Origin of the sequence: Streptomyces sp. NPDC018045 (assembly GCF_044327445.1) — a bacterium.
In the GTDB taxonomy this organism is placed as follows: domain Bacteria; phylum Actinomycetota; class Actinomycetes; order Streptomycetales; family Streptomycetaceae; genus Streptomyces.
The window spans coordinates 69,995-92,143 of the sequence record NZ_JBIRFL010000014.1 but is presented as its reverse complement, the minus strand read 5'-3'; the positions used below and the strand labels follow the sequence as shown (position 1 = coordinate 92,143).

15 protein-coding genes are annotated in these 22,149 nt (G+C 73.4%); 2 read left to right on the top strand and 13 right to left on the bottom strand.

The genetic code is table 11. From position 1 onward, the window contains the following. Nucleotides 1-68: 68 nt before the first annotated feature. Nucleotides 69-1,238 carry a cysteine desulfurase family protein gene (locus ACH4EB_RS26430; protein ID WP_398350233.1) on the bottom strand — a complete coding sequence of 390 codons (1,170 nt, stop codon included), beginning with the start codon at nt 1,236-1,238 and terminating at the stop codon, nt 69-71. A 143-nt stretch (nt 1,239-1,381) separates the two neighbouring features. On the opposite strand from ACH4EB_RS26430, the gene ACH4EB_RS26425 reads away from it, so the two are divergent. Next, nucleotides 1,382-2,245 carry an alpha/beta fold hydrolase gene (locus tag ACH4EB_RS26425; protein ID WP_398350231.1) on the top strand — a complete coding sequence of 288 codons (864 nt, stop codon included), beginning with the start codon at nt 1,382-1,384 and terminating at the stop codon, nt 2,243-2,245. Between the two features lie 67 nt (nt 2,246-2,312). Here ACH4EB_RS26425 and ACH4EB_RS26420 read toward each other — a convergent pair whose 3' ends face one another. From ACH4EB_RS26420 to ACH4EB_RS26400, 5 genes are read right to left on the bottom strand one after another with little or no spacing between them, the layout of a single operon-like run. Continuing rightward, nucleotides 2,313-7,628, bottom strand: coding sequence for an SAV_2336 N-terminal domain-related protein (locus ACH4EB_RS26420; protein ID WP_398350230.1), 5,316 nt, complete (start codon nt 7,626-7,628; stop codon nt 2,313-2,315). After that, the gene (locus ACH4EB_RS26415; RefSeq protein ID WP_398350229.1) at nt 7,625-8,644 is read right to left on the bottom strand and encodes an AAA family ATPase; all 1,020 of its coding nucleotides are present in this window, start codon (nt 8,642-8,644) and stop codon (nt 7,625-7,627) included. Before ACH4EB_RS26415 ends, ACH4EB_RS26420 begins: the two co-directional genes overlap by 4 nt. A gap of 35 nt (nt 8,645-8,679) precedes the next feature. Next, nucleotides 8,680-10,962 carry a trypsin-like peptidase domain-containing protein gene (locus ACH4EB_RS26410; protein WP_398350228.1) on the bottom strand — a complete coding sequence of 761 codons (2,283 nt, stop codon included), beginning with the start codon at nt 10,960-10,962 and terminating at the stop codon, nt 8,680-8,682. Between the two features lie 22 nt (nt 10,963-10,984). Beyond that, nucleotides 10,985-11,428, bottom strand: a complete 444-nt coding sequence (locus ACH4EB_RS26405; RefSeq protein ID WP_398350227.1) for a CU044_2847 family protein — start codon at nt 11,426-11,428, stop codon at nt 10,985-10,987. A 53-nt stretch (nt 11,429-11,481) separates the two neighbouring features. After that, a complete protein-coding gene (locus tag ACH4EB_RS26400; RefSeq protein ID WP_398350226.1) occupies nt 11,482-12,342 on the bottom strand; it encodes a thioesterase family protein in 861 nt (286 codons plus the stop codon). A 261-nt stretch (nt 12,343-12,603) separates the two neighbouring features. Between ACH4EB_RS26400 and ACH4EB_RS26395 the strand changes: the two genes are divergently transcribed. Next, the gene (locus ACH4EB_RS26395; protein WP_398350225.1) at nt 12,604-13,218 is read left to right on the top strand and encodes a trimeric intracellular cation channel family protein; all 615 of its coding nucleotides are present in this window, start codon (nt 12,604-12,606) and stop codon (nt 13,216-13,218) included. Between the two features lie 51 nt (nt 13,219-13,269). Here the strand turns inward: ACH4EB_RS26395 and ACH4EB_RS26390 are convergent, their stop codons facing one another. The 7 genes from ACH4EB_RS26390 to ACH4EB_RS26360 form a co-directional block, all read right to left on the bottom strand. Next, complete coding sequence (locus ACH4EB_RS26390) at nt 13,270-14,673, bottom strand: M1 family metallopeptidase (RefSeq protein WP_398350224.1); 1,404 nt, start codon at nt 14,671-14,673, stop codon at nt 13,270-13,272. Nucleotides 14,674-14,795: 122 nt separating this feature from the next. After that, nucleotides 14,796-15,608 (bottom strand): class I SAM-dependent methyltransferase, encoded by an 813-nt coding sequence (locus ACH4EB_RS26385; protein ID WP_398350223.1) that lies wholly within the window; start codon nt 15,606-15,608, stop codon nt 14,796-14,798. 194 nt (nt 15,609-15,802) lie between these two features. Beyond that, nucleotides 15,803-16,885, bottom strand: coding sequence for an ABC transporter ATP-binding protein (locus tag ACH4EB_RS26380; protein ID WP_398350222.1), 1,083 nt, complete (start codon nt 16,883-16,885; stop codon nt 15,803-15,805). Beyond that, on the bottom strand, nt 16,882-18,060 hold the full coding sequence (locus ACH4EB_RS26375; RefSeq protein ID WP_398350221.1) for an ABC transporter ATP-binding protein: 1,179 nt from the start codon (nt 18,058-18,060) through the stop codon (nt 16,882-16,884). Before ACH4EB_RS26375 ends, ACH4EB_RS26380 begins: the two co-directional genes overlap by 4 nt. Beyond that, the gene (locus ACH4EB_RS26370; protein WP_398350220.1) at nt 18,057-19,067 is read right to left on the bottom strand and encodes an ABC transporter permease; all 1,011 of its coding nucleotides are present in this window, start codon (nt 19,065-19,067) and stop codon (nt 18,057-18,059) included. Before ACH4EB_RS26370 ends, ACH4EB_RS26375 begins: the two co-directional genes overlap by 4 nt. A gap of 77 nt (nt 19,068-19,144) precedes the next feature. Continuing rightward, nucleotides 19,145-20,893 (bottom strand): ABC transporter substrate-binding protein, encoded by a 1,749-nt coding sequence (locus tag ACH4EB_RS26365; protein WP_398350219.1) that lies wholly within the window; start codon nt 20,891-20,893, stop codon nt 19,145-19,147. 70 nt (nt 20,894-20,963) lie between these two features. Continuing rightward, nucleotides 20,964-21,962: an ABC transporter permease gene (locus tag ACH4EB_RS26360; RefSeq protein WP_398350217.1), complete on the bottom strand. Its 999-nt coding sequence runs from the start codon at nt 21,960-21,962 to the stop codon at nt 20,964-20,966. Nucleotides 21,963-22,149: the final 187 nt, after the last annotated feature.

Sequence of the window (22,149 nt, the reverse complement as noted above, 5' to 3'; positions counted from 1 at the left end):
CCCCGGGCCTCAGTCCAGCCCGGCCCAGCCCGCGCCCCGGCCCCCAGCTCGGCGCGCATCCCCGGTCCTCAGCTCAGCCCCGCGCTGCGCGCCCGTTCCACCACCGGGCCGATCACCTCCGCCACCGCCGCCACGTCCGCCTCGGTGGAGGTGTGGCCGAGGGAGAAGCGCAGCGTGCCGCGGGCGAGGTCCGCGTCCATGCCCGCGGCGAGCAGGACGTGGCTGGGCTGGGCGACGCCCGCCGTGCAGGCGGAGCCCGTGGAGCAGGCGATGCCCTGGGCGTCCAGGAGGAGCAGCAGGGAGTCGCCCTCGCAGCCGGGGAAGGAGAAGTGCGCGTTGGCGGGGAGGCGGCCCGCCGGGTCGGGGTCGCCGCCGAGGACGGCGTCCGGGGCGGCGGCCCGTACCGCCTTGACGAGGTCGTCGCGCAGCGCGCCGACGTCCCGGGCGAACTCCGCGCGGTGCGCGACGGCGTACCGCGCGGCGGCGGCGAACGCGGCGATGCCGGGGGTGTCCAGGGTGCCGGAGCGCACCTGCCGCTCCTGGCCACCGCCGTGCAGGACGGGGACGGGCGCGTACTCGCGCCGCAGCAGCAGCGCCCCGACGCCGTACGGCCCGCCGATCTTGTGTGCGGAGACGGTCATCGCGGCCAGGCCGGAGGCCGCGAAGTCGACTTCCACCTGCCCGAACGCCTGGACCGCGTCGGCGTGCAGCGGAATGCCGAATTCCGCCGCGACGGCGGACAGTTCGCGGACCGGCATGATCGTGCCGATCTCGTTGTTGGCCCACATGACGGTGGCGAGCGCCACGTCGTCGGGGTCGCGGGCGATCGCTTCGCGGAGCGCGTCGGCGTGCACCCGTCCGTACGCGTCGACGGGCAGCCATTCGACGCGCGCGCCCTCGTGCTCGGCGAGCCACTCCACGGCGTCCAGGACGGCGTGGTGCTCGACGGGGCTGGCGAGGACGCGGGTACGGGCCGGCTCGGCGTCCCGGCGGGCCCAGTAGAGGCCCTTGACCGCGAGATTGTCGGCTTCGGTGCCGCCCGCGGTGAAGACCACCTCACTGGGGCGCGCGCCGAGCGCGGAGGCGAGGGATTCCCGCGCCTCCTCGACGGCACGCCGGGCCCGCCGGCCGGCGGCGTGCAACGAGGACGCGTTGCCGGTGACGGTGAGCTGGGCGGTCATCGCCTGCACCGCCTCCGGGAGCATCGGGGTGGTGGCGGCGTGGTCGAGGTAAACCATGGTGCGCACGATTCTACGAGCAGGCGCGGGGGCGCATACCGGGCGTGTGGGGGCGCGGCCCCGCTCCCCTTGTCGCGCGGCGTCCCGGCCCGGCCGGTCGCGTACCCTCGACACCCCTGTAAGGAGTCACTAGGCTTACGGTCATGACATCGTGGCGTTTGGACCGTACGTACCGCAGCACCTCCGGTGAAGTGCGCTGGACCGCGCTCGGCGAGGACGGGGCACCGCCCCTGGTCCTGCTGCACGGGACGCCGTTCTCCTCGTACGTCTGGCGGGGCATCGCGCGGGCACTGTCCGGGCGGTTCCGGGTGTACGTCTGGGACATGCCGGGCTACGGCGCCTCCGAGAAGGCCGCGGGCCAGGACGTCTCCCTGCCCCGGCAGGCGGAGGTCTTCACCGAGCTGCTCGCCCACTGGGGGCTCACCGACCGGGAGCCCACCGTCGTCGCCCACGACTTCGGCGGCTACGTCGCGCTGCGCGCCCACCTGGTGCACGGCGCGCGCTACCGGCGTCTCGCCCTCGTCGGCCCGACCGCCCTGCCCGGCTGGGGCTCCGCCACGTACCGCCTGATCGGCGAGCATGCCGATGTCTTCACGCAGTTGCCCGCCGCACTGCACCGGGCGCTGGTGACGGAGTACCTCTCCTCCGCGAGCGGCCCCGGCCTGCACCCGTCCGTCCTGGAACAGCTCGTCGAACCGTGGTGCACGGAGGAGGGGCAGCCCGCCTTCTACCGGCAGATCGAGCAGAACGGGCTGGACCTCACCGCGGACCTCAAGGAGGAGGACTACGGCAGGATCTCGGTACCGAGCCTGGTGTCCTGGGGAGCGGAGGACGCGTGGAACCCCGTCGCCCTGGCGCACCGCCTCGCGGCCATGATCCCCGGCGCCCGTCTGCACCTCTTCGAGGGGGCGGGGCACCTCGTGCAGGAGGACGCGCCGGCCGAACTGGCGGCGGTACTGGCCGCGTTCGCCGACCCGGACGGCCACGGTCCGTCGGACGGTAACTGACCCGGCCGCGGGCGCGGCCCACCGGCGGTCGGCGTAGCGGTCCTCGTACGCCCCCGCCTCGGCCCCGCTACGCCCCCGCCGCGCCCGGCTCCAGCGGCGGCCGTGCCCGTCGGCCCGCCGCGTCGGTCACGTTCAGCGCCTCGTACACGGCAAGCGCCTCGCGCCGGTGCTCCTCGGCCCGCGCGTGCCGGCCCCGGTCCTCCAGCGCGTGGGCCAGCAGACTCAGCCCGTCGGCCATCCGCCGCCCCCCGCCCGCCTCCGCGAACAGGCGGACCGCGGCTTCCGCCGCCTGCCCGGCGGCCTCCGGCCGGCCGGATGCGAGGTGGGCCTCGGCGGTCCTGAGGTGGGTCAGGCCCGTCCAGAGCCGCTGTCCGGCCTCGTTCAGGACGGGCAGGGCCTCCTCCAGAGCGCGCAGCGCTTCCTCGTGCCGGCCCGCCTCGGCCTGCGCGACGGCGAGGAAGTACAGGCCCATGCCGAGGCGGTGCCCCTGTTGTCCTGCCGCCCGGTAGAGGGCCACGCCCTGCCGGGCCAGCGCGATGCCCCGCCTCACGTCCCGGTCGCGGACGCACAGCCGGGAGCGCTCCACCAGTACGGCGGCCTCGCCCAGCCGGTCACCCTGCACCTGGCAGTGGCTCCTGGCCAGCGTGAAGTGCTGCTCGGCGTCGGGCCTGCGGAGCGCGACCGCGGCGGCGCCGCGCACCAGCGGTGCCCGTCCGCTGGTCACCGGGTCCCCCGCGTCGAGGCCCAGCCGGTACGCGCGGCGGGCCTCGTCCTCCGCTTCGGTGAACCGGTCGGTCGCCAGGCAGGCGCGGGCGCGGGCCAGCCGGGCCCGCGCCTCCGCGCGCTTGTCGCGGCCGGTGACGGCCCCGGCGGTCACGGCCAGCGCGGTCTGTTCGTACCGGTCCGTCAAGCGCCCCGTCCCCAGCAGCGGTTCGAGGAGGAGCAGCGTGTCGGCGCACCGGGCGGTGTGCGCCCCGGACGGCAGTTCCACCGTCTGCCGGACGACGGACAGCGCTCCGGCCCCCTCCGCCGCCCACCAGTCCGCCGCCGCCCCGCGGTCCGCGAGCGGGACGGCCGTGACGGACGAGCCGGGCGAGGCGGTCCGGTCGAGCAGCGGGGCGCCGGGCGCGTCGAGGCCGTACGCCCGGTGGGCGGTGACGAGGTACCAGTCGAGCAGCCGGGACAGCGCGGCGTTGCGCTCCTGCGGCGAGGTGTGGCGGGTGAGGTGTTCGTACGCGAAGGTGGCGAGCGCCTCGCGGTGCCGGTAGCGGCCGGGGGCCGAGGTCTTCAGCAGGCCGGCGCGCACCAGGGTGTCCAGGTGCCGCTGGGCGGCGGCCGGTTCACCGCCGGTGAGGGCGGCCACGGCGCCGGCCGGCAGGTCGGGGCAGTGCGGCAGCGCCAGCAGGTGGAAGGCGGCGAGCGCCGGCGGGGCGAGATCGTGGGTGAGGCGCAGCGCAGTGCTGTTGATCATGACCTCGGCGGCCGTGCGGTCCGCCGGGCCGTCCAGCATCAGCTCCGCCGCCACCGCCTCGACCGCGGCCTCCGAGCAGCCGCACGCCTCCAGTGCCGCGCGCGCCACCGCGCGGCGGGCCGTCACCCGCTCCTCGCCCACCCGCAGGGCGAGGAGTTCCAGCGCGTCGGTGGTGCTCAGGGTCTCCAGGTGCAGGGACCGGACACCGGTCAGGCCGGCGGGCGGCCGGTCGCGGCCGACGACCAGCGCGGCGCCCGTGGCGTCCGGGAGCAGGGGCAGGACGGGCGCGACCGCGCGCACCTCGTCCAGGACCACGACCAGGCGCAGCGCGCCGACCGCCGACCGGTAGAAGGCCACCCGTTCCGCGCCCCCGGCGGGGATCTCCTCGTCGCGGTAGCCGAGTTGGCGCAGCAGCACGCCGGCCAGCCGCGGTACGCAGTCCTCCGGATCGCCGTCCGCCGGCATGATCGCGTACAGCCGCCCGTCCGGGAACCGGTCCTGCACGGCGTCGGCCACCCGCGCCGCCAGGCTCGTCTTGCCGACGCCCGCGCCCCCGGAGATGACACAGGCGTTGCGTCCCGTGGGCCGCTCCCGCGTCAGGTGATCCGCCAACTGCCCCAGCTCGGCCGTCCGGCCGCCGCCCGCGCGGTCCTGCCGGAGCCCGTACCGGCCGGCGCGCAGCAGGCTGCGCAGCCCCGGCGAGACCGGCTCGTCGTGGGCCAGGGCGCGGGTGAGGAGTTCGCGGGTGCGCTCGCGGGCCGGGTCCAGGAACAGCAGCCAGGTCAGTGCCTCCTCGGCCGCGGCGTGCCGGCCGAGGCGCAGTTCCATCTCCGTACGGTCCTCGACCAGGGTGCGGCGCCGGTCGGCCAGCCGCCGGGACTCCGCGCGCAGATACGGCCCCGGCAGGCCCGCCAGGGGCCGGCCGCCCCGCCACAGGGCGACGGCCGCGTCCAGCAGGTCCCTGGCGCGCGCCCAGTCCCGGGCGGCGCGGGCCGCGCGGGCCGCCGCGGCCAGGTCGTCGGCCCGGCGCAGGTCCACGTCGAGGTCGGTCCTGGCGGTCCGGCGCAGCGCGTAGCCGCCGTCCTCGCCGACGAGGACCTCCGCGTCCGGCCCGAGGGCCTTGCGCAGCCGGGAGGCGTACGTGCGCAGGGCGGCGGGCGCGGCGTTGGGCGGGCTCTCCCCCCACAGGGCATCGACCAGGTCGGCCTCGGAGATGGCCCGGCCGGCGCGCAGGACGAGCACGGCGAGCAGCGCGCGCTGCTGCGGTGAGCCGGCCGCCAGGTTCTCGCCGCCGCGCAGCATCCGCACCGGACCGAGCACCGTGATGCGCAGCGGCTCGCGCGGGGGCCGCAGGGCGGGATCGCTCCGCCTCGACCGGCCCTGGTCCCGCGCGAGCGTCATCAGGTCGCGCAGGCGGGCGCGGGACGGGGTGCGGGCGAGCAGTTCGGACAGCTCGGCCTGGGCCTCGTCGTACCGGCCGAGCCACAGGTCGCACTCGACGCGGTCCTCGACCAGGGTGTGCCGCCACTCGGTCAGCCGGAGGCGTTCGGACAGGGCGTACGGGCCGGGGAGCCCGGCCAGCGGCTCGCCACGCCACAGGTCGAGGGCCGCGTTCAGCAGGGTGCGGGCGCGGTCCCACTCCCCCGCGTCCCGGGCGGCGCGGGCTGCTCGTTCGTACCCCTGGGCGCGTTCCAGGTCCAGGTCGATGTCGGTTCCGGCGTCGCCGCGCAGGGCGTAGCCGACGCGCTCGCGGACCAGGACGTGTTCGTCCTCGCCGAGGGCCCTGCGCAGCCGGGCGATGCTGTGGTCCAGCATCGAACGGGCGCTGCGCGGCGGGTCGCCGCCCCAGAGCGCGTTGAGCAGTTCGGCCTCGGAGGCGACGCTTTCGTGGCGCAGCAGCAGGGCGACGAGCAGCGCCCGGTCCAGGCGGGACGGGACCTCGATGCGCTGGTCCCCCCGCCACAGTCCGACCGGGCCGAGCACGGTGAAGCGCAGCGGCTCGCGCAGCTCCTCGACGGGCAGGACGGGGGCGGGGCGGCCGGCCACCGGGGGCGGGGCGGGCCCGGCGGCGGGTTCCTCCGGCAGGTCCGGGTCCGTACCGGCGGGTGCTTCGGCGGTCCCGGCTGTCTCGTCCGGACTCGCCACGGGCGCCACCGCCGGCTCGACCGCGTCGCCGGTCGCGTCCGGCACGGCCGTCGCGCCCCGGGCGCCCGGGGGCTCGCCGGCCGCGCCCGGAGCCCCGTCCTCGGCCCCCGCGGGCACTCCGCGTACGCCCGTCGCCCCGGGCACGCTGCCGCCCAGCCGCTCCAGCACGGGGCTGGCGAGCACCGCGAACGCCTGCGCCGACTCCTGGAGCCGCATCGCCCCGGTGTCGTCGGCGACCAGGGCCGGGAAGTCGGGCAGCCGGCCCATGTACGGCTCCAGGGCGCGGCCGACCGCCTCGACGACGGCCAGGGACTGCTGGGTGCCGAGGCCGCTGAAGAGGAGTTCGCGCACACCGGGCCGGAAGTCGTAGACGGCCTGCCCCGGGCCGGTGCCCAGCGGGCCGTCGAACCCGCCGAGGGAGCGTGCCCCGCGCGGGGCGGGGACACGTTCCAGCAGTCCGCCGAGGAGGATCTCGGCGACCTGGGTCGGCCCGGCGTCGCTCATCGTGGCGGCCCGTACCAGTTGCATCAGGGGCACGGTGAGCGGGTTGATCGCGGAGAGCCGTACGGCCAGCCGGTAGGACTCGGGCGAGAACGCGCCGCGGAAGTGCGCGAGCAGCTCCTCCGCCGTGCCCACCGGCCGCGGCGGGTCCTGCTCCGGGTCCTCGCCCAGCAGCACCGTGTCGACCAGGCGCGGGACGCCGGGGCGGGTCAGCAGCGCGGCCCACTGCCCGAGCCCGCCGGGGGTCAGCGGGACGACGGGCAGTGCCACCGTGCCCGGCTCCTCGGCCTCGGGGTCCGGCTCGCCGGTCAGCGGGTCGAGCACGGTGGTCCGGCCGGGGCCGCCGAACTCCACCGGACAGGTCAGCAACCGGGGCTGGGCGTCCAGCGCGGTGCCCCGCCACAGTCGCCGGGGCAGCGGGTGCAGCACCGCCACCGGCCCGTAGCGGCCCCAGCGGCGCACGGCGCGCGCCGCCTCCGGGGTCCGCCACCCCGGGCTCGTGCCGTCGGTGAGGACGAAGGTCAGGGTGGGGCCCGCGGCCCACGGCAGCCGGCCCTGGGCGGCCATGTCGCGGGGGTCGAAGCTGGCCCCGCGCACGCCCCGGAAGACACCGCCGCGGTCCAGCACCGACCGCAGCTCACCGGCGAGTTGGCGCCACACCTGCATCGAGGGCGCGTCGTCCACCAGCAGGACGGCGGACCAGCGGCGCTCCTGGTCCGGCCGGGAGACGACGTCGAACAGGGCGGTCTCCGCGGCGAGCCGGACGGTGGCCTCCACGTCCGGTACGCGGCGATGGGGGTGCGGCTCGAACCGGCGCAGCGGGCGCAGGGCCCGGGACAGGTGCTGGGGGCGGGCCAGTGCGCGGCGGCCGGGAGCCCGGGCGGGCCGGGCCCGGCGGCTGAGCGCGCCGCCACCCTCACTGCCCATCGCGTACAGGGAACGCCGCGACGGCAGCGCGGACGCGGAGGCGCCGTCCGGCAGCTCCCCGGCCCCCTGGTCCCCCCGCGGCCCGTCCGTGGTGTCCGGGCCGTCCGCCGCCGCCGGACCGCCGGCGGTTCCGTCCGCGGGCGCGTGGGACGGCTCCGCCGTCCCGGGCCGGCCGCCGTCCGGCCCCGGCCCGTCGCCCGCCGCGTCCGGCCGCGCGGACGGCACGGAACGGCGCTCGCCCTCGCGCACCGCGCGGGCCAGCCACAGGACGTCCAGCAGTTCGCTCGCGCCGAGGTCGTACCCCTGGCCGGCGAGGATCTGCCGCAGCCGGTCGATCATGGCGACATGGGTTCGTCCAGGCGGTGCATGACCGCGGAGAGCAGTTCGTCCTGGGTCAGGTCGGCACCGGTGATGCGCAGGTGGACGGCGGCCAGCAGTTGGTCCGTGGCGAGCGTCTCGGTCTTGGAGCGCTGGAGGAAGCCGTCGATGAGGTCCTCGGCGTCGGCGAGCGCCTCCGGCCCCAGGTTGTGGGCGACGATCTCGCGCAGCCGCTCGGGCGTCGGGTCGGGCAGGTCCAGGCGGACGCAGCGGCGCAGGAAGGCGGGCGGGAACTCCCGTTCGCCGTTGCTGGTCATCACCACGACCGGGAAGTGCGCGCAGGAGACGACGCCGCGGTGCACCCGTACCCGCTCCCGGCTCCCGTCGGTGAGCACGTGCACGTCCTGGTGCTGCTCGGACAGCCGCGCCAGCTCCGGGATCTCGAACTCACCCTCCTCCAGGACCACCAGCAGGTCGTTGGGCAGGTCGATGTCGGACTTGTCCAGCTCGTCGACGAGCAGCACCCGGGGCCGGTCGGCGGCGGCCAGCGCCGTACCGAGCGGCCCCAGGCGCAGGTAGTGGCCGATGTCGGTGGTGAAGGAGCCGCGGGGCTCCTTGAGCCGGCGCGGCGCCGTACGGGCCGCCTCCCGCTCGCGGCGCAGCGACGCCTCACGCAGCCGGCCCACCGCGTCGTAGCGGTAGAGCGCGTCGGCGAGGGTCGAGCGGGAGTTGACGGACCAGCGCAGTACGTCGCCGAGCCCCAGCTCGGAGGCGATGGCGCGGGCCAGCGAACTCTTGCCGGTGCCCGGGCGGCCGGTGACCAGCAACGGGCGGTGCAGGTGCAGGGCGGCGTTGACGACGGACACCTCGTTGCGGTCCATCAGGTACGGCGCGGGCGCCTCGGCCCTCCTGCGGGCGGCGGCGAAGTAGCGCCACGGGGGCGCCGCCGGCAGGGGCGCGGGGCCGCGGAACACCCACCAGCCCTCGGGCGCCGGACCGGCTCCCGGGCCGTGGTCGGGTGTGCTCTGTGGGGCCACGGGTCGTTCTCCTTCGTCCATGCTCAGGTGCTGCGTCACGGCTGGGTCAGTACCCAGGCGTCCGGGGCCAGTTGCGGTGGCCGGTGATCGGGCGCGTCGTACATCAGGGAGAGCTGGCGCCCCCGGTGGCCGGTGGACGCGACCTCGGCGACCGCCTTGGCCCGCTCCAGCCGTACCATCTCGGGAAGCTGGGTGTGGTGCCCGCCCTCGACCAGTTCGAGCAGGCCCGCCGCGACGCTCTCGCCGTGCTCCTCGCGGTGCCACAGGACCGTGTGGACGCCCGCCTGGACGCACTGGCGCAGCAGCGCACCATGGTGGCGGGGCTCGCAGCACACGATCACCGTGCCCACCTCGGGCTGCATCTCCAGACGGGCGCGGGCCACCTTGCGGTCGGTGCAGCCGTGGTCCAGCACCAGGCTGCGGGCGGCGTCCAGGGCGGCGGTGCGCCGCTTCCACCCGGCGTAGCTCTCGCGGGAGCGCCGGGCGGTGCGGATCACCACCCGGCGGGTGAAGCCCAGCCCGAAGGGGCCGTCCTCGTCGCTGTCGAAGGACTCCCAGCGGTCCACCGGCAGGCCGAGCCAGGCGGCGGGCAGGAAGAACTCGACGAGCGCGGGCTCCGGGTCCTCGCGGATCTCGTCGACCAGCACCCGGTGGATGTCGTCCACGACCTGTTCGCTGGTCACCTCGGTGTCCCGGGCGAGGACGAGGTGGTGCGGGGCGTCGCCGCCGCTCCACGCCCAGACCTGGTACGTGTAGTGCCGTCCGGTGGCGGTGGGCAGCAGCTCCACCTGGACGCGCGGCACCCTCGACAACCGCGCGCCGCCCCCGTGCCCGGGCCGGGGCGGGCGGCTGCCGTTCGGCGAGGGGGCCGTCGCCGGGACCGTATCCGTCGGGGCCGTGCCCACCGCCGCCATGCCCACCGCGGCGCCGCCGGTCGCCGCCCAGCCGGCGGGCGGGCGCGTGCCGTGGCGGGCGGCGGGGCGTTCCGCCGCCGCGTCGCGGGCCCGCTCCGCGCGGTAGCCCCGTACGTCGGCGGCGTACTGGCGTACGGCGGCCACGTCCACGCCGAGCCGCAGGGCGGTCCGCTCCGTCCAGGCCGCCAGGTCCTCGGCCGGGTACGCGTCCGCCTCGCTCTCGTCGACACCGATGCGCACCACGCCCTGGAGCAGCGGCGGCATGGGCTGGGCGCCCTGGGCCTCGAAGCCCTCCAGGATGTCGACGGCGTCGGCCAGCCCGGTGACCGCGGGCAGTTCGATGGCGTGCGGCAGTACGGCGGTGAGCAGCTCCCGCGGGTCCGTACGGCCGCAGTGCGCCAGCAGGCCGGTCAGGTCGCGCTGCTGCTTGCGGGTCAGGCACTCGCCGGGGCTGACGGCACGGGCCACCCGGCGCAGCCGTTCCCACTGCGGCTCGCTGCCGGGCGGCATCAGCTCCCGTACGGCCTGGAGGAGTTCGGGCACGCCGCGCCGGACGCCCACGGCCAGGCCGACCAGCCGGTCGAGGTCGGCGCCGGGGCCCAGGGACGGCCGCAGCAGCCGGGCGGCGAGCAGCTCCTCACCGGCGCGGACCGCGTCGGGGGTGGTCAGGATCGTCTCCAGGACGGCCAGCAGTTGCTGGACGCCGCGCCGGGCGGTGGGCACCACGGGCGGTGGCAAGGCGGGCAGTTCGGCCTCGATCGCCGGGACGCTGATCGCGTAGAGGGTGGCCGCGGCCTGCGGCGCGCCCGGCGGCCGGGTGCCGGGCGGGGCCTGGAGGTCGGCCACCACGAGCCCGACGACGGCCTGCCGTTCGCGGTCCCACAGCGGCCCGCCGCTGAAGCCCTCCTTGACCTCCGTGCCGCCGACCACGTCCAGCGCCACCCAGGGCGGCGCGGAGACCCGGGGCACCGCCCGCACGGTGGGCAGCGGGTGGCCGCTGGCCCACAGGGCGATGACCTCGTTGCCGTAGGCGTGCGGGAGGAAGGGGGCCGGTTCGGCGCCGGCCGGCGCGGCACCCGGCAGGCGGAGCACGGCCAGATCACCGTGGTGGAGCAGCGCGCCGGGCGGCACCGGCCCGGTGCCGCCCGCGGTCGCCCGCGGCGGGCTCCACAGCGCGGGCTCCACGTGGGCGGTCAGGTCCCGGTCGGGCGCGACGTGCGGCAGCCGGACGCGGACCGGGTGGCCCGGCCCCGGCAGCGCCTGGTCGTAACGGTCCCGGCCCAGCGCGCTGTTGACGACGTGCGCGCAGGTGAGCACGAGGTCGTCGGCGAGCAGGACGCCGGCGCCCACGGCCCGCCCGGCGTCGCGTACCGAGACGAAGGAGCGGTGCAACGGCTGATCCACCCCGGACACCACCTCGCCGTCCTCAGGTCGTACTGCCGCTGCCGAGATTCCAGGTGGCGGAGACCTTGAAGCTGGCCTCGCCGTTGCCGGAGAAGACCCCCAGGCTCAGGTCCGAGCCGAGGGTGACCCCGAACTCCACCGTGACCTCGTCCGGCCGGTGGTCGCCGGCGGCGAGCGAGCGGTGGATGCTGCCCAGTACGGCGCCCAGCGGCCGCAGGGCGCCTTCCAGCGTCTCGCCGCCCCGGGTCAGCGCCCGCGCGACCCGTCCGTCCACGCTGACCGGGCGGGAGTGACCGAAGCCGTCGGGCAGTTCCAGCCCGGCGGCTTCCTCCTCGGGCTTCTCGGGCTTCTCGGCGGGCGCGCCCGCGGGCCGCGCCGCGCCGTGCGGGCCGGCCGGGGCCAAGTGCAGCCAGACGACCGTCTCTTCGCCGTTGTTTGCGTCGATGCTCGGTACCATGTCCCCCATGTGATCAGTCTGGCACGTCACCCGGGCCGCCGCGCCCCCTTTGGCGCCGCGATTCACGCCGGGGCGGATACCGGCCTGGGGGCGCGGGCCAGTTGGCGGGACTGCGCGACGAGCTGGTCCGCGCTGTCCCAGACCTCCGCGTCCTCTTCCAGGAAGCCGCCCGCCAGGTTGCGGGTGGTGATGGCGACGCGCAGCGGGCCGGGGGCCGGGCGGCGGCGGATGTGGGCGGTCAGCTCGACGGTGGGCACCCAGCCGGTCAGGCCGAGCTCGAAGGCGGTGGGCGGCAGCGCGTCGACCGCCAGCAGCAGCGAGAGCGGGTCGGGGTCGCGGCCGTCGGCGAGGCCGAACCAGCCGCGCATCTCGCCGTTGCCGGAGGGCGCGCCGACGGCCCAGCCGCAGGTGGCCGGGTCCAGCCGGATGCTGAGCCGGTCGGCGATGGCGGTGCTGCCGGGGATGGTGGACTGTCCTTCGGGCGCGCTCTCCGTGCCGAGGCAGTGTTCGTACGGGGGTATGGCGGGCGGCTTGGCGGTGGTCCGCACGTCGTCGGTGAGCGTGTCGAGGTCGCCGTACGCGGCGAGCACCCGCAGCCGTTCGACCTCGCTGCCGTCCTCCTCGAACTGGACGAGGGTGGCGGTACCGGTGGACATGGTGCGGCCGGTGCGGACGGTTTCGGTGCGGATCACGGCGGGGCCGGGCGTCGAGGCGGTCAGGTAGTGCGCGGTGACCGAGAAGGGGTGCGGGTGCGGCAGGGCGTCGCCCAGGGCCCGGCCCATCAGGGCGAGCAGGTAGCCGCCGTTGACCGCGTGGATGATCGTCCAGCCGGCGGAGAGGTCGGCCTCGTAGTGGCCGGGGGCGCGTCGGACGATCGCCGTGTCGCGGTCGAATTCGCTGTTACCTATGGTCACCTGTGCCATGTGCGGCACGCTACACGGGTTTGTTACTGACTGGTAGACCCTTTTTTCTTCAACGGTTTGCCTCGGCTTCCGCGCTGGTGCGGCCGGGGGTACCCCCGGCCGCACCCGTGAGGCAATGTGATCTCATTCGTGAACCCTGGCGCCGGGCTGCCTGCGGGGAGCCCCCTGCGTGGCCCCGAGCCCGCGCGCCGTATGCGGCTTTCCCGCCGTCGTGGTCACTCGCCGGCACCGCGGTCTCCGGTGGCCTGAGATCATGGGTCCATGCTTCACGTGCTCTACCTGGTCGGCATCTCGGCCTTCGCCGCGAGCGGGGTGCTGGCCGCGTACCGCGCCAACATGGACCCGTTCGGCGGTCTGGTGCTCGCCTTTGCCGCCGCCACCTCCGGCGGCACCCTGCGCAGCCTCATCCTCGACGACCATCCCCTGTACTGGACGCACGACTGGGTTCTGCTGACGCTGATCGTCTGCGTCAGTGTGGGCACCATCATCTATCTGCGGTACTGGCAGCTTCCCCGCAAGTCGCTGCTGGTGGTCGACGCGGTCGGGCTCTCCGTCGTCACCGTCATCGCGGCCCGCGCCGCTATCTCCGCGGGCGCGACGCCGCTGGCGGTGATCATCCTCGCGGTGATGAGCGGGGTGGCGGGCGAGGTGATCCGTGACGTGCTGTGCGGCGAGTTCCCGCCGCTGCTGCTGCGCGAGGACGTGTACGCCATCGCGGCGCTCGCCGGCGCCGCCTCGTATCTGGGTCTGCACCACCTCGATGTACGCGCTGACGTCGCCGCCGTGGTCTGCGCCGGGCTGGTCTTCGCGCTCCGTATGGCGGCGGTCTACTTCGGCTTCCACCTGCCGCGCCCGCAGCAGCTCAAGCCGCGCTAGGACGGCCGGGGCCGCGCGCCGGGGGTTCCGCCGCGCGGTCCCGTCGGTGTGTCAGGGCAGTGCCGGCTTGCCGGTGGTGTACAGCCAGGTGTGGAAGAGGTCACCGAGCCGCTGTCCGGAGATCTTCTCCGCCAGCGCGATGAACTGCCCGATGTCCGCGTTGCCGTAGCGGTGCTGCTTCGTCCAGGCGGGCAGCAGGCGGAAGAACGCCCGGTCGCCGATCCGCTCGCGCAGTACCTGGAGCGTCATCGCGCCGCGTGTGTAGACCGCTCGGTCGAGCATGGTGTCCCGCTGCGGGTCGCCTATCTTGACCTGCCAGAAGCCGGACTCGGCGGGCCGGGCCGCGTACGCCGCGCGGAAGGCGTCGTACGCGGTGCGGGTGCCCTTGTGCTCGTCCCACAGCCACTGCGCGTACGAGGCGAAGCCCTCGTTCAGCCAGATGTTCCGCCAGTCGCGGGGCGTGACCGAGTCGCCGAACCACTGGTGGGCGATCTCGTGGGCGATGGTCGTCTCGCTGCGGACCGCCGAGTAGACCGGCTTGGTCTGGGTCTCCAGGGAGAACGCCGCATCCGGCATGTCGTCGACGATCGCGCCGGTCTCCTCGAACGGGTACGGGCCGAAGACCTTCGACCAGTGGTCGATCACGGCGGCGGTGATGCCGTACACGTCGACGTTCCCGGTCGGCAGCCTGGGGTCGGTGGCGACGTAGATCGGGATGCCGCCGGGGGTGGTGCCCGTCCGGACGTCGAACTTCCCGATGGTGGCGGTGGCCAGGTATGTCGCCATCGGCTTGCGTTCACGCCAGTGGAAGTACGAGCGTCCGTCCTCGTCCCACGTGTCCACCAGCCGCCCGTTGGAGACGCCGGTCAGGCCCTCGGGCGCGTCGATGCGGATGTCGTACGTGGCCTTGTCGCCCGGGTGGTCGCTGGAGGGGAACCAGGTGGACGCGGCGTTGGGCTCGCAGGCCACGAAGACGCCGTCGTCGGTCTTCATCCAGCCGTAGTCCGAGCCGAAGACGATGGGTCCGCCGAGCGGCAGCGGTACGCCTCCGTAGACCACCTCGACGGTGAAGCGCTCGCCCTCCTCCAGGGTCCGTCGTGGCGTGACGGTGATCTCGTCCCCGGAGCGGGTGAACCTCGCCCGTCTGCCGTCCACCTCGATGGAGGTGACCTCCAGCTTCTGGAGGTCGAGGTGGAAGGAGCCGAGGTCCTGGGTGGCGCGCGCGGTCAGTTCCGTACGGCCGTCGAGGCGGCCGGTGGCGGGCTGATAGCTGACGCCGAGGTCGTAGTGCAGGGCGTCGAAGCCGCCGTTGCCGAGGTTGGGGAAGTACGGGTCGCCGACGCCCGGGGCGCCGGGCGGGGCGGCGGGGGCCGCCGCGAGGGTGAAGGCGGCGGCCGCCGCAGTGGCGAGGGGGAGCAGACGAGCGGGGCGACGTGCTGAACGGGAGAGTGCCATGAGCCGTCCCTTCGAACACACGGGTGTCGTCTGGTGAAACAACCGCGCCGACTCTGCACTCTTCTGTCGTTTTTCACGCCTGACTTTGCCAACTTGTCATGACAGCCGGACTGGTTGACGCTTCACTCGGACTGCTTTCCGGCCACGTAGAGAATCTTGCGGCAGCCGTCCTCGTCCGGGGTGTCGGTCAGCTTGCGGCCCTCGACACCGTGCGCCGCGATCAGCCGCAGCCCCCCGGCGGCTAGCTCCCGGCGCACCGTGGCGTCGGAGTGGTGGTGGTAGAGGTGCCGGGAGGACACCCGGCGCCAGGTGTCGTCGCCGGTGCGCGCGAAGTAGTCGTGGGTGACGTCCACCACCGTGTCCGGCCCGGCCGGTACGGGACCGCCCCGCCACACGTCGAACCGGCCGTCCCGGTCCACGACCTTGGTCACCGCGTAGTCGCGCCGGAAACTGCCCAGCGTGGTCATGTCGAAGACGACGACGCCGCCGTCCGCGAGCTGCCGGCCCAGGCCCGCGAACGCGGCCGCCAGCTCGTCCCCGGACAGATAGCTCAACGGCTCGCCCATGCAGGTGACCACGTCGAAGGAGCCGAGGTCCGGCATGTCCCGCAGGTCGGCGACGACGAACGGGGTGCCGGCCGCCTCCGGCTTGGCCCGGGCGGCCTCGATCATCTGCGGCGAGAGGTCGCAGCCGGTGACCGTGAATCCGAGGTGGTCCCGCAGGGCGAGGGTGCCGCGTCCGGTGCCGCACCCCGCGTCCAGCAGCCGCTTGCCGGCCGGCCCGTACCGCTCGACGAGCTTGCGGTAGAAGGTGACCCAGCGCAGCAGGTACGGGTCCTCGACAATGGTGTCGTAGTCCGCCGCGACCGCCGCGTAGGCGGTCAGCGCGGGGTCGTCGGCGGCCGTGGCGTCGTGGTCTTCGTGCTGCGCGGACAAGGCACTACCTCTCCATGGGGCCGGCCGGCGGGCACCGGCACGGCTGTCGCCCGGATGCTGGTGCGGCGGGCGCCGATGAATCTATGGTCGGTAAATCCGGCCGGTCAAGGGCGGCCGGGGACGCGCGGGGGCCGGTACGCGGACGGCGTTCCCGCTCGTCCCGTACCGGCCCCGCGTTCCGTACGTCCGCCGGTTCAGCCGCCGCTCCCCGCGGCGCCCGGCGTCCCCGCACCGACGCTCTCCGGCGCGTTCTCCGGGTGGTGGCAGGCCACCTTGTGGCCGCCGCGCAGCGCCACCAGCGGCGGCTCGGTGGTCGCGCACACCTCGGTCGCCTTCCAGCAGCGGGTACGGAACCGGCAGCCCGAGGGCGGGTCGATCGGCGAGGGCACGTCGCCCTTGAGCAGGATGCGGTCGCGCTGGGTGCGCCGCTTGGGGTCGGGCACCGGCACCGCGGACAGCAGCGCCTTGGTGTACGGGTGCATCGGCGCCTCGTACAGCGCCTTCCGGTCGGCCAGCTCCACGATCTTGCCGAGGTACATCACCGCGATCCGGTCCGAGACGTGCCGGATGACGGACAGGTCGTGCGCGATGATGACGTAGGTCAGGCCCAGTTCGTCCTGGAGGTCGTCCATGAGGTTGACGACCTGCGCCTGGATGGAGACGTCCAGCGCGGAGACCGGCTCGTCGGCGACGACCAGTTTGGGCTTGAGGGCCAGTGCCCGCGCGATGCCGATGCGCTGGCGCTGGCCGCCGGAGAACTCGTGCGGATAGCGGTTGTAGTGCTCCGGGCTCAGGCCCACCAGCTCCAGCAGCCGCTGCACCTCCTTCTTCACGCCGCCCTCGGGCTCGACGCCCTGGAGGCGGAAGGGGGTGCCGACGATGCCGCCGATGGTGTGCCGCGGGTTCAGCGAGCCGTACGGGTCCTGGAAGATCATCTGTACGTCGCGGCGCATCGGTCGCAGCCGGCCCGTCGACAGATGGGTGATGTCCCGGCCCTCGAACTCGATGCTGCCGCCGGTCGGCTCGTCCAGCCGGGTGATCAGCCGGCCCATCGTCGACTTGCCGCAGCCGGACTCGCCGACCACCCCGAGGGTCTCCCCCGGCCGGACGTCGAAGTCGATGCCGTCGACCGCCTGCACCGCGCCCACCTGCCGCTTGAGCAGGCCCTTGGTGATCGGGAAGTGCCGTACCAGGCCGCGCACCCGCAGCAGCGGCGCGGCGTCGGCGCTCTCGTCCGTCGTGCCGGCGGCGATGCCGCTCTCATCAGTCTCGGTCACAGCTTCGGCGCAATCTCTTCGGTCCAGATACGCTCCCGCTCCTCCTGCGCCATGTGGCACGCGGCGAAGTGTCCGCCGCCGCCGGCCTCGCGCAGGTCGGGGCGGACCGTGCGGGTGACGTTGTCCTTGGGGACGTCCGCGTACGGACAGCGGGGGTTGAAGGCACAGCCGCCGGGGACGTTGATCAGGCTGGGCGGCGATCCCTTGACCGGGATCAGGCGTTCGGTCTGCTCCCGGTCGATGCGCGGCATCGACCCCAGCAGGCCCCAGGTGTACGGGTGCTGCGGCTCGTAGAAGACCTTCTCCGCCGGGCCGCGCTCGATGCACCGGCCGCCGTACATCACCAGCAGTTGGTCGGCCAGTTCGGCGACCACCCCCAGGTCGTGGGTGATGATGATGACCGCCGAGCCGAACTCCTTCTGGAGGTCACGGATCAGGTCGAGGATCTGCGCCTGGACCGTCACGTCCAGGGCGGTGGTCGGCTCGTCGGCGATCAGCAGCTCGGGGTTGTTGACCAGCGCCATGGCGATCATCGCGCGCTGGCGCATCCCGCCGGAGAACTGGTGCGGGTGGTCGTCCACCCGCTTGTCGGGCTGCGGGATGCCCACCCGGTCCAGCATCTCGACCGCCCGCTTGCGCGCGGTCTTCTTGTCGACGTCGTGGTGGACCCGGTACGCCTCCACGATCTGGTTGCCGACCGTGTAGTACGGGTGCAGCGCGGACAGCGGATCCTGGAAGATCATCGCCATCTCGCGGCCGCGCAGCCGACGCACCTCGTCCGGGTCGGCGCCGACCAGCTCCTTGCCGTCCAGCCAGATCTCCCCCGACATGTCCACCTTGGCGCGCTGCTGCCGGGAGGCCCGGTGCAGGCCCATGACGGCGAGCGAGGTGACGGACTTGCCGGAGCCGGACTCGCCGACGATGCCGAGGGTGCGGCCCTTCTCCAGGGAGAAGGAGAGGCCGTCCACGGACTTCACGATGCCGTCGTCGGTGGGGAAGTGCACCTTCAGGTCGCGCACTTCGAGGAAGGCCGTGGGCGCCCCCGAGCCGGCCGGGGCCGGTTCGCCGACCGCGACGCCCGTCTTCGTCAGGTCCGGCGCGGCGGCGGACGGCGTTCCGGCCGCGGTGGTGCCCGGAGCGGTGGATTCGGCGGTGGAGTCTGGGGAGTCGGTCACGAGAGCCTCACCCGCGGGTCGACGGCGGCGTACAGAACGTCCACCACCAGGTTGCATATGACGATGAAGAACGCGGCGAGCAAGGTGACGCCGAGAATGTTCGGCAGGTCGTTGGCGTTGATCGCCTCGACGGCGAACGCGCCGACCCCCTTGAGGGAGAAGACCTGTTCGGTGATGAGCGCTCCGCCGAGCAGCAGGCCCACGTCCATGCCGAACACCGTGATGATCGGGGTGAGCGCGGCACGCAGGCCGTGGCGCACCACGACCTTGCGCTCGCCCAGCCCCTTGGCGCGCGCGGTACGGATGTAGTCCTCGCTCAGCGTCTCCAACATGCCCGCTCTGGTCAGGCGTGCATAGAGGGCGGAGTAGAGGAAGGCCAGGGTGATCCAGGGCAGCACCAGCGTCTGGGCCCACATGAAGGGGTCCTCGACAAGCGGTACGTAGTCGCTGCGCTCGATGACCGGCCACTGGTACGTGAACAGGGCCAGCGCCAGCGCGCCGGTGAAGAACATGGGCAGCGACACGCCGGCCAGCGCGACACTCATCGCCACCCGGTCGAAGACCGAACCGGGGCGCAGCGCGGAGAGCACGCCGGTGGCGACGCCGGAGACCAGCCACACCACGGCCGCGCCGGCGGCCAGCGAGGCCGTCACCGGGAGGCGGGTCTGGATCTCGGGCCAGACCTCGATGTGGGTCTTGAAGGAGTAGCCGAAGCACGGCACGTTGCACGTGGCGGCGTCCGGGCCGAACTTGTAGTCGACCCCGACGAAGATGCCCTTGAGGAAGTCCCAGTACTGCACGAAGACCGGCTTGTCCAAGCCGAGGTTCTTCTTCACCGCGGCGAGGTCCGCGGCCGATGGGGCCTTCCCGATGTACTGCGCGGCCAACTGGTCGGCGGTCTGTCCGGCCAGTTTCGGCAGCACGAAGAAGATGCCGAAGGTGACCGCGCTGACGATCAGCAGCAGAATCACCGCGCTGATCAACCTGCGGATGATGTACGCGAACACGGGACTGCGGCGTCGGCACCGCGGGCCGGACCGGCCGGCCCGCGGAAGCCCTTGCCTTCACCTGCCTTTCGGGGCTGCTACTTCTTGACGCCGACGTTGAGGTAGTCGTACTCACCGCTGTAGGCGGAGGTGGACACCAGGTTGGTGGCCTTCGGCGAGCGGTACAGCAGGATCTTGAAGTAGGTCAGCGGGACGATGACGGCCTGCTCCATCGTCTTCTTGTCGATCTCCGCGTAGTCCTTCTCGCGCTGGGCCTTGTCACTGCTGGCGATGGCGTCGTCGAGCAGTTGGTTGATGGTCTCGTCGTCCAGCTCGGAGAGGTTGGAGTTACCGGACTTCTGGATCGCCTTGCCGTTGACGATCTGGTTCAGGTAGCCGAAGCCGGTGGGGTAGTCCGAGCCCCACTGCATCATCATCAGGCCGATCTTGTTGCGCTGGGTGAACTCCGGGACGCCCGCGTAGTCGGAGAAGTACTTGCCGCTCGGGTACGTCTGGATCTTGGCGTCGATGCCGATCTTCTTCAGCGAGCCGACCACCGACGTCGCCGCGTCCACCTCGTCCTGCCGGTCGCTGCGGGCGGTGATCGTGGTGCTCACGTTGCCGGCGCCGCACGCCTGCCACTGCTTCTTGGCCTCGGTCAGGTCGAGGCTGTCACCGTTGTACTTCTGCGGGTACTGGTCGAACTTCTGGTACCCGGCGAGGTCGGTGGGCAGCACGGTGGAGGCGATGTCACCGCGCACCGGCCCGCCCTGCGCGGTCTGCACGGCCTTCTTGTCGATCGCGTACTGCACGGCCCGGCGGCACTCCAGCTTGTCGAACGGCGCGACCTTGGAGTTGATCGCCACGTAGGACAGCCGCTGGCCGAGCGCGTTGTCGGTGTTGGCCTTCTCCTTGGCGCTGGTCAGGAGCTGGGCCTGGGTCTGGGCGTCCACACCGCGGCCGGCCATGTCGATGTGGGTGTTGCCGGCCTTCAGGTCCTTGTCGATCGTCGACTGGGCGACCTTCATGTTCAGCACGATCTTGTCGGGGAGCTGCTTGCGCAGCGGGTCGGTCTTGGCCGACCAGTGGGGGTTGCGGACGAGGACGACCTTCTTGCCCTCCTCGTAGGTGTCGAACTTGTAGCTGCCCGAGGAGGCGATGTTCTTGGTGTAGTCCGCGCCCTTGTCCCTGGCCCGCGGCACCGGTGCCGTCTGCGGGGCGCTGACCAGGTAGTCGAACTCGGCGAAGGGCTGCTTGAGGCGGAAGACGATGGTCCGGTCGTCCGGCGTCTCGATGGACTTCAGGCCCTCCGGGCTCTTGTCCTTGTACGGGCCCTTGTAGCCGCCCTCGTTGTCCTTGAGGTACGTCTGGAAGTAGTTCGGGCCGAGCGAGAGCACGTCGCGCGCGAAGTTGCTGCGCTCCACGGCGTACTTGACGTCCTTCGAGGTGATCGGCTTGCCGTCGTCGTACTTGAGGCCCGCGCGGAGCTTGTACGTCCAGGTCTTGTTGCCGTCGGTGGCCTTGCCCATCGACTCCGCCAGGTCGGGCGCCAGCTCGTTGCCCTTGGCGCCCGGGCCCGGCTTGAAGGTGGTGAGCGGGCGCGCGTACAGGCGGCTGAAGTTCCAGACGTAGGCGTAGTACGTGTTGCCCGGGTCGTAGGACTCGGGGGCGTCGCTCATCGCGTAGGTGAGCGTGCCGCCCTTCTCGTCCGAGACGTTGACGATGCCCTTGGTGGCGGCGTTCGCCTCGGCGGAGCCGCTGCCCGAACTCTTGCCGCTGCAGCCGGACAGCAGCAGGCCCGTGCTGGTGAGGGCCGCGATCGCCGCGACCGGGACTGACCTTCGCATAATGGTCGGTTTCCCCTTCGTTGGTCGGAAACTTGGATGGGGGCTGCCGGGCGTACGGGCCCGGGCGGTGTCAGCGGCTGCGCGGGTCCAGCGCGTCCCTGAGGCCGTCGCCGAGGAGGTTGAACGCCAGCACGGTGACGAAGATCGCGAGGCCGGGGACGAGCATGTACTGCGGGTCGACCTCGTAGTACTTGACCGCCTGGTTGAGCATGCCGCCCCAGGACGCCTGGGGCGGCTGAATGCCGACGCCCAGGAAGCTCAGCGCCGCCTCGAAGAGGATGTTGGAGGGGATCAGCAGCGTCGAGTAGACGATGATCGGGCCCACCAGGTTGGGCAGCAGCTCCCTGAAGAGGATGAACGGGCCGCGGGCGCCCATGCCGCGCGCGGCGTCCACGAACTCCCGCTCGCGCAGCGAGAGCGTCTGGGCCCGCACGATCCGGCCCATGTACGGCCAGTTGAAGAAACCGATCACGAAGATCAGGACCGAGATGTGCAGCGGCAGCCCTTCGAGCCCGAAGGCGCCGCCCTGGAGCGAGGCCGAGATGGCGATGGCGAACAGCAGCAGCGGGAACGCCAGGAAGACGTCCATCAGCCGGCTGATCAGCGCGTCCACCCGCCCCCGGTAGAAGCCGGCCACCACGCCGAGCACGGTGCCGATGGCCACCGACAGCAGTGTCGCGCCGAACGCCACGATCAGCGAGACCCAGGAGCCCTCCAGGACCCGCGCGAGCAGGTCGCGGCCGAACTTCGGGTCCACGCCGAGCGGGTGGTCCAGGCTCATCCCGCCGAGGTCGCCCTTGGGCAGCGTGGTGTTGGGGTCGATGAGGTCCTGATGGGGGCTGTTGGGGTCCAGGCCCAGCCAGGACTGGATGGGCCGGGAGAGCGCCGCGATCACGATGAGCAGGATGACAACGATGGCACCCGCCACCGCGACCTTGTCGCGCCGGAAGCGCAGCAGGGCGATCTGGCCGAGCGAGCGCCCCTCGATCTTCTTGCTCTCGACGCCTTCCAGCACCGCTTCCGGCTGCGCTTCGGCAGCCGCCCCGGTGGTCTCGATCGGTGCGGTCACGGTGCCTTTGACCCCTCTCGGCCGGCGCCGCCGGCCCATGCGCGCCGCGGTCAGCGGCCTGGTTCACATCACTGGTGCGAGGTGTGCTCTGGTGCGAGTCGTGCTCTGGAGCGCGTGGTACGTCGGAGGCGACGGGTGGACTCTGGAAGAGCAGGAGCAACTGGTGCATGTACAGCGAGCGTTGCGG

Bases quoted from the DNA above. Each gene is read 5' to 3' on its own strand.
- ACH4EB_RS26430 (WP_398350233.1), bottom strand. From the start codon at position 1,238: ATGGTTTACCTCGACCACGCCGCCACCACCCCGATGCTCCCGGAGGCG.
- ACH4EB_RS26425 (WP_398350231.1), top strand. From the start codon at position 1,382: ATGACATCGTGGCGTTTGGACCGTACGTACCGCAGCACCTCCGGTGAA.
- ACH4EB_RS26420 (WP_398350230.1), bottom strand. From the start codon at position 7,628: ATGATCGACCGGCTGCGGCAGATCCTCGCCGGCCAGGGGTACGACCTC.
- ACH4EB_RS26405 (WP_398350227.1), bottom strand. From the start codon at position 11,428: ATGGGGGACATGGTACCGAGCATCGACGCAAACAACGGCGAAGAGACG.
- ACH4EB_RS26400 (WP_398350226.1), bottom strand. From the start codon at position 12,342: ATGGCACAGGTGACCATAGGTAACAGCGAATTCGACCGCGACACGGCG.
- ACH4EB_RS26395 (WP_398350225.1), top strand. From the start codon at position 12,604: ATGCTTCACGTGCTCTACCTGGTCGGCATCTCGGCCTTCGCCGCGAGC.
- ACH4EB_RS26390 (WP_398350224.1), bottom strand. From the start codon at position 14,673: ATGGCACTCTCCCGTTCAGCACGTCGCCCCGCTCGTCTGCTCCCCCTC.
- ACH4EB_RS26365 (WP_398350219.1), bottom strand. From the start codon at position 20,893: ATGCGAAGGTCAGTCCCGGTCGCGGCGATCGCGGCCCTCACCAGCACG.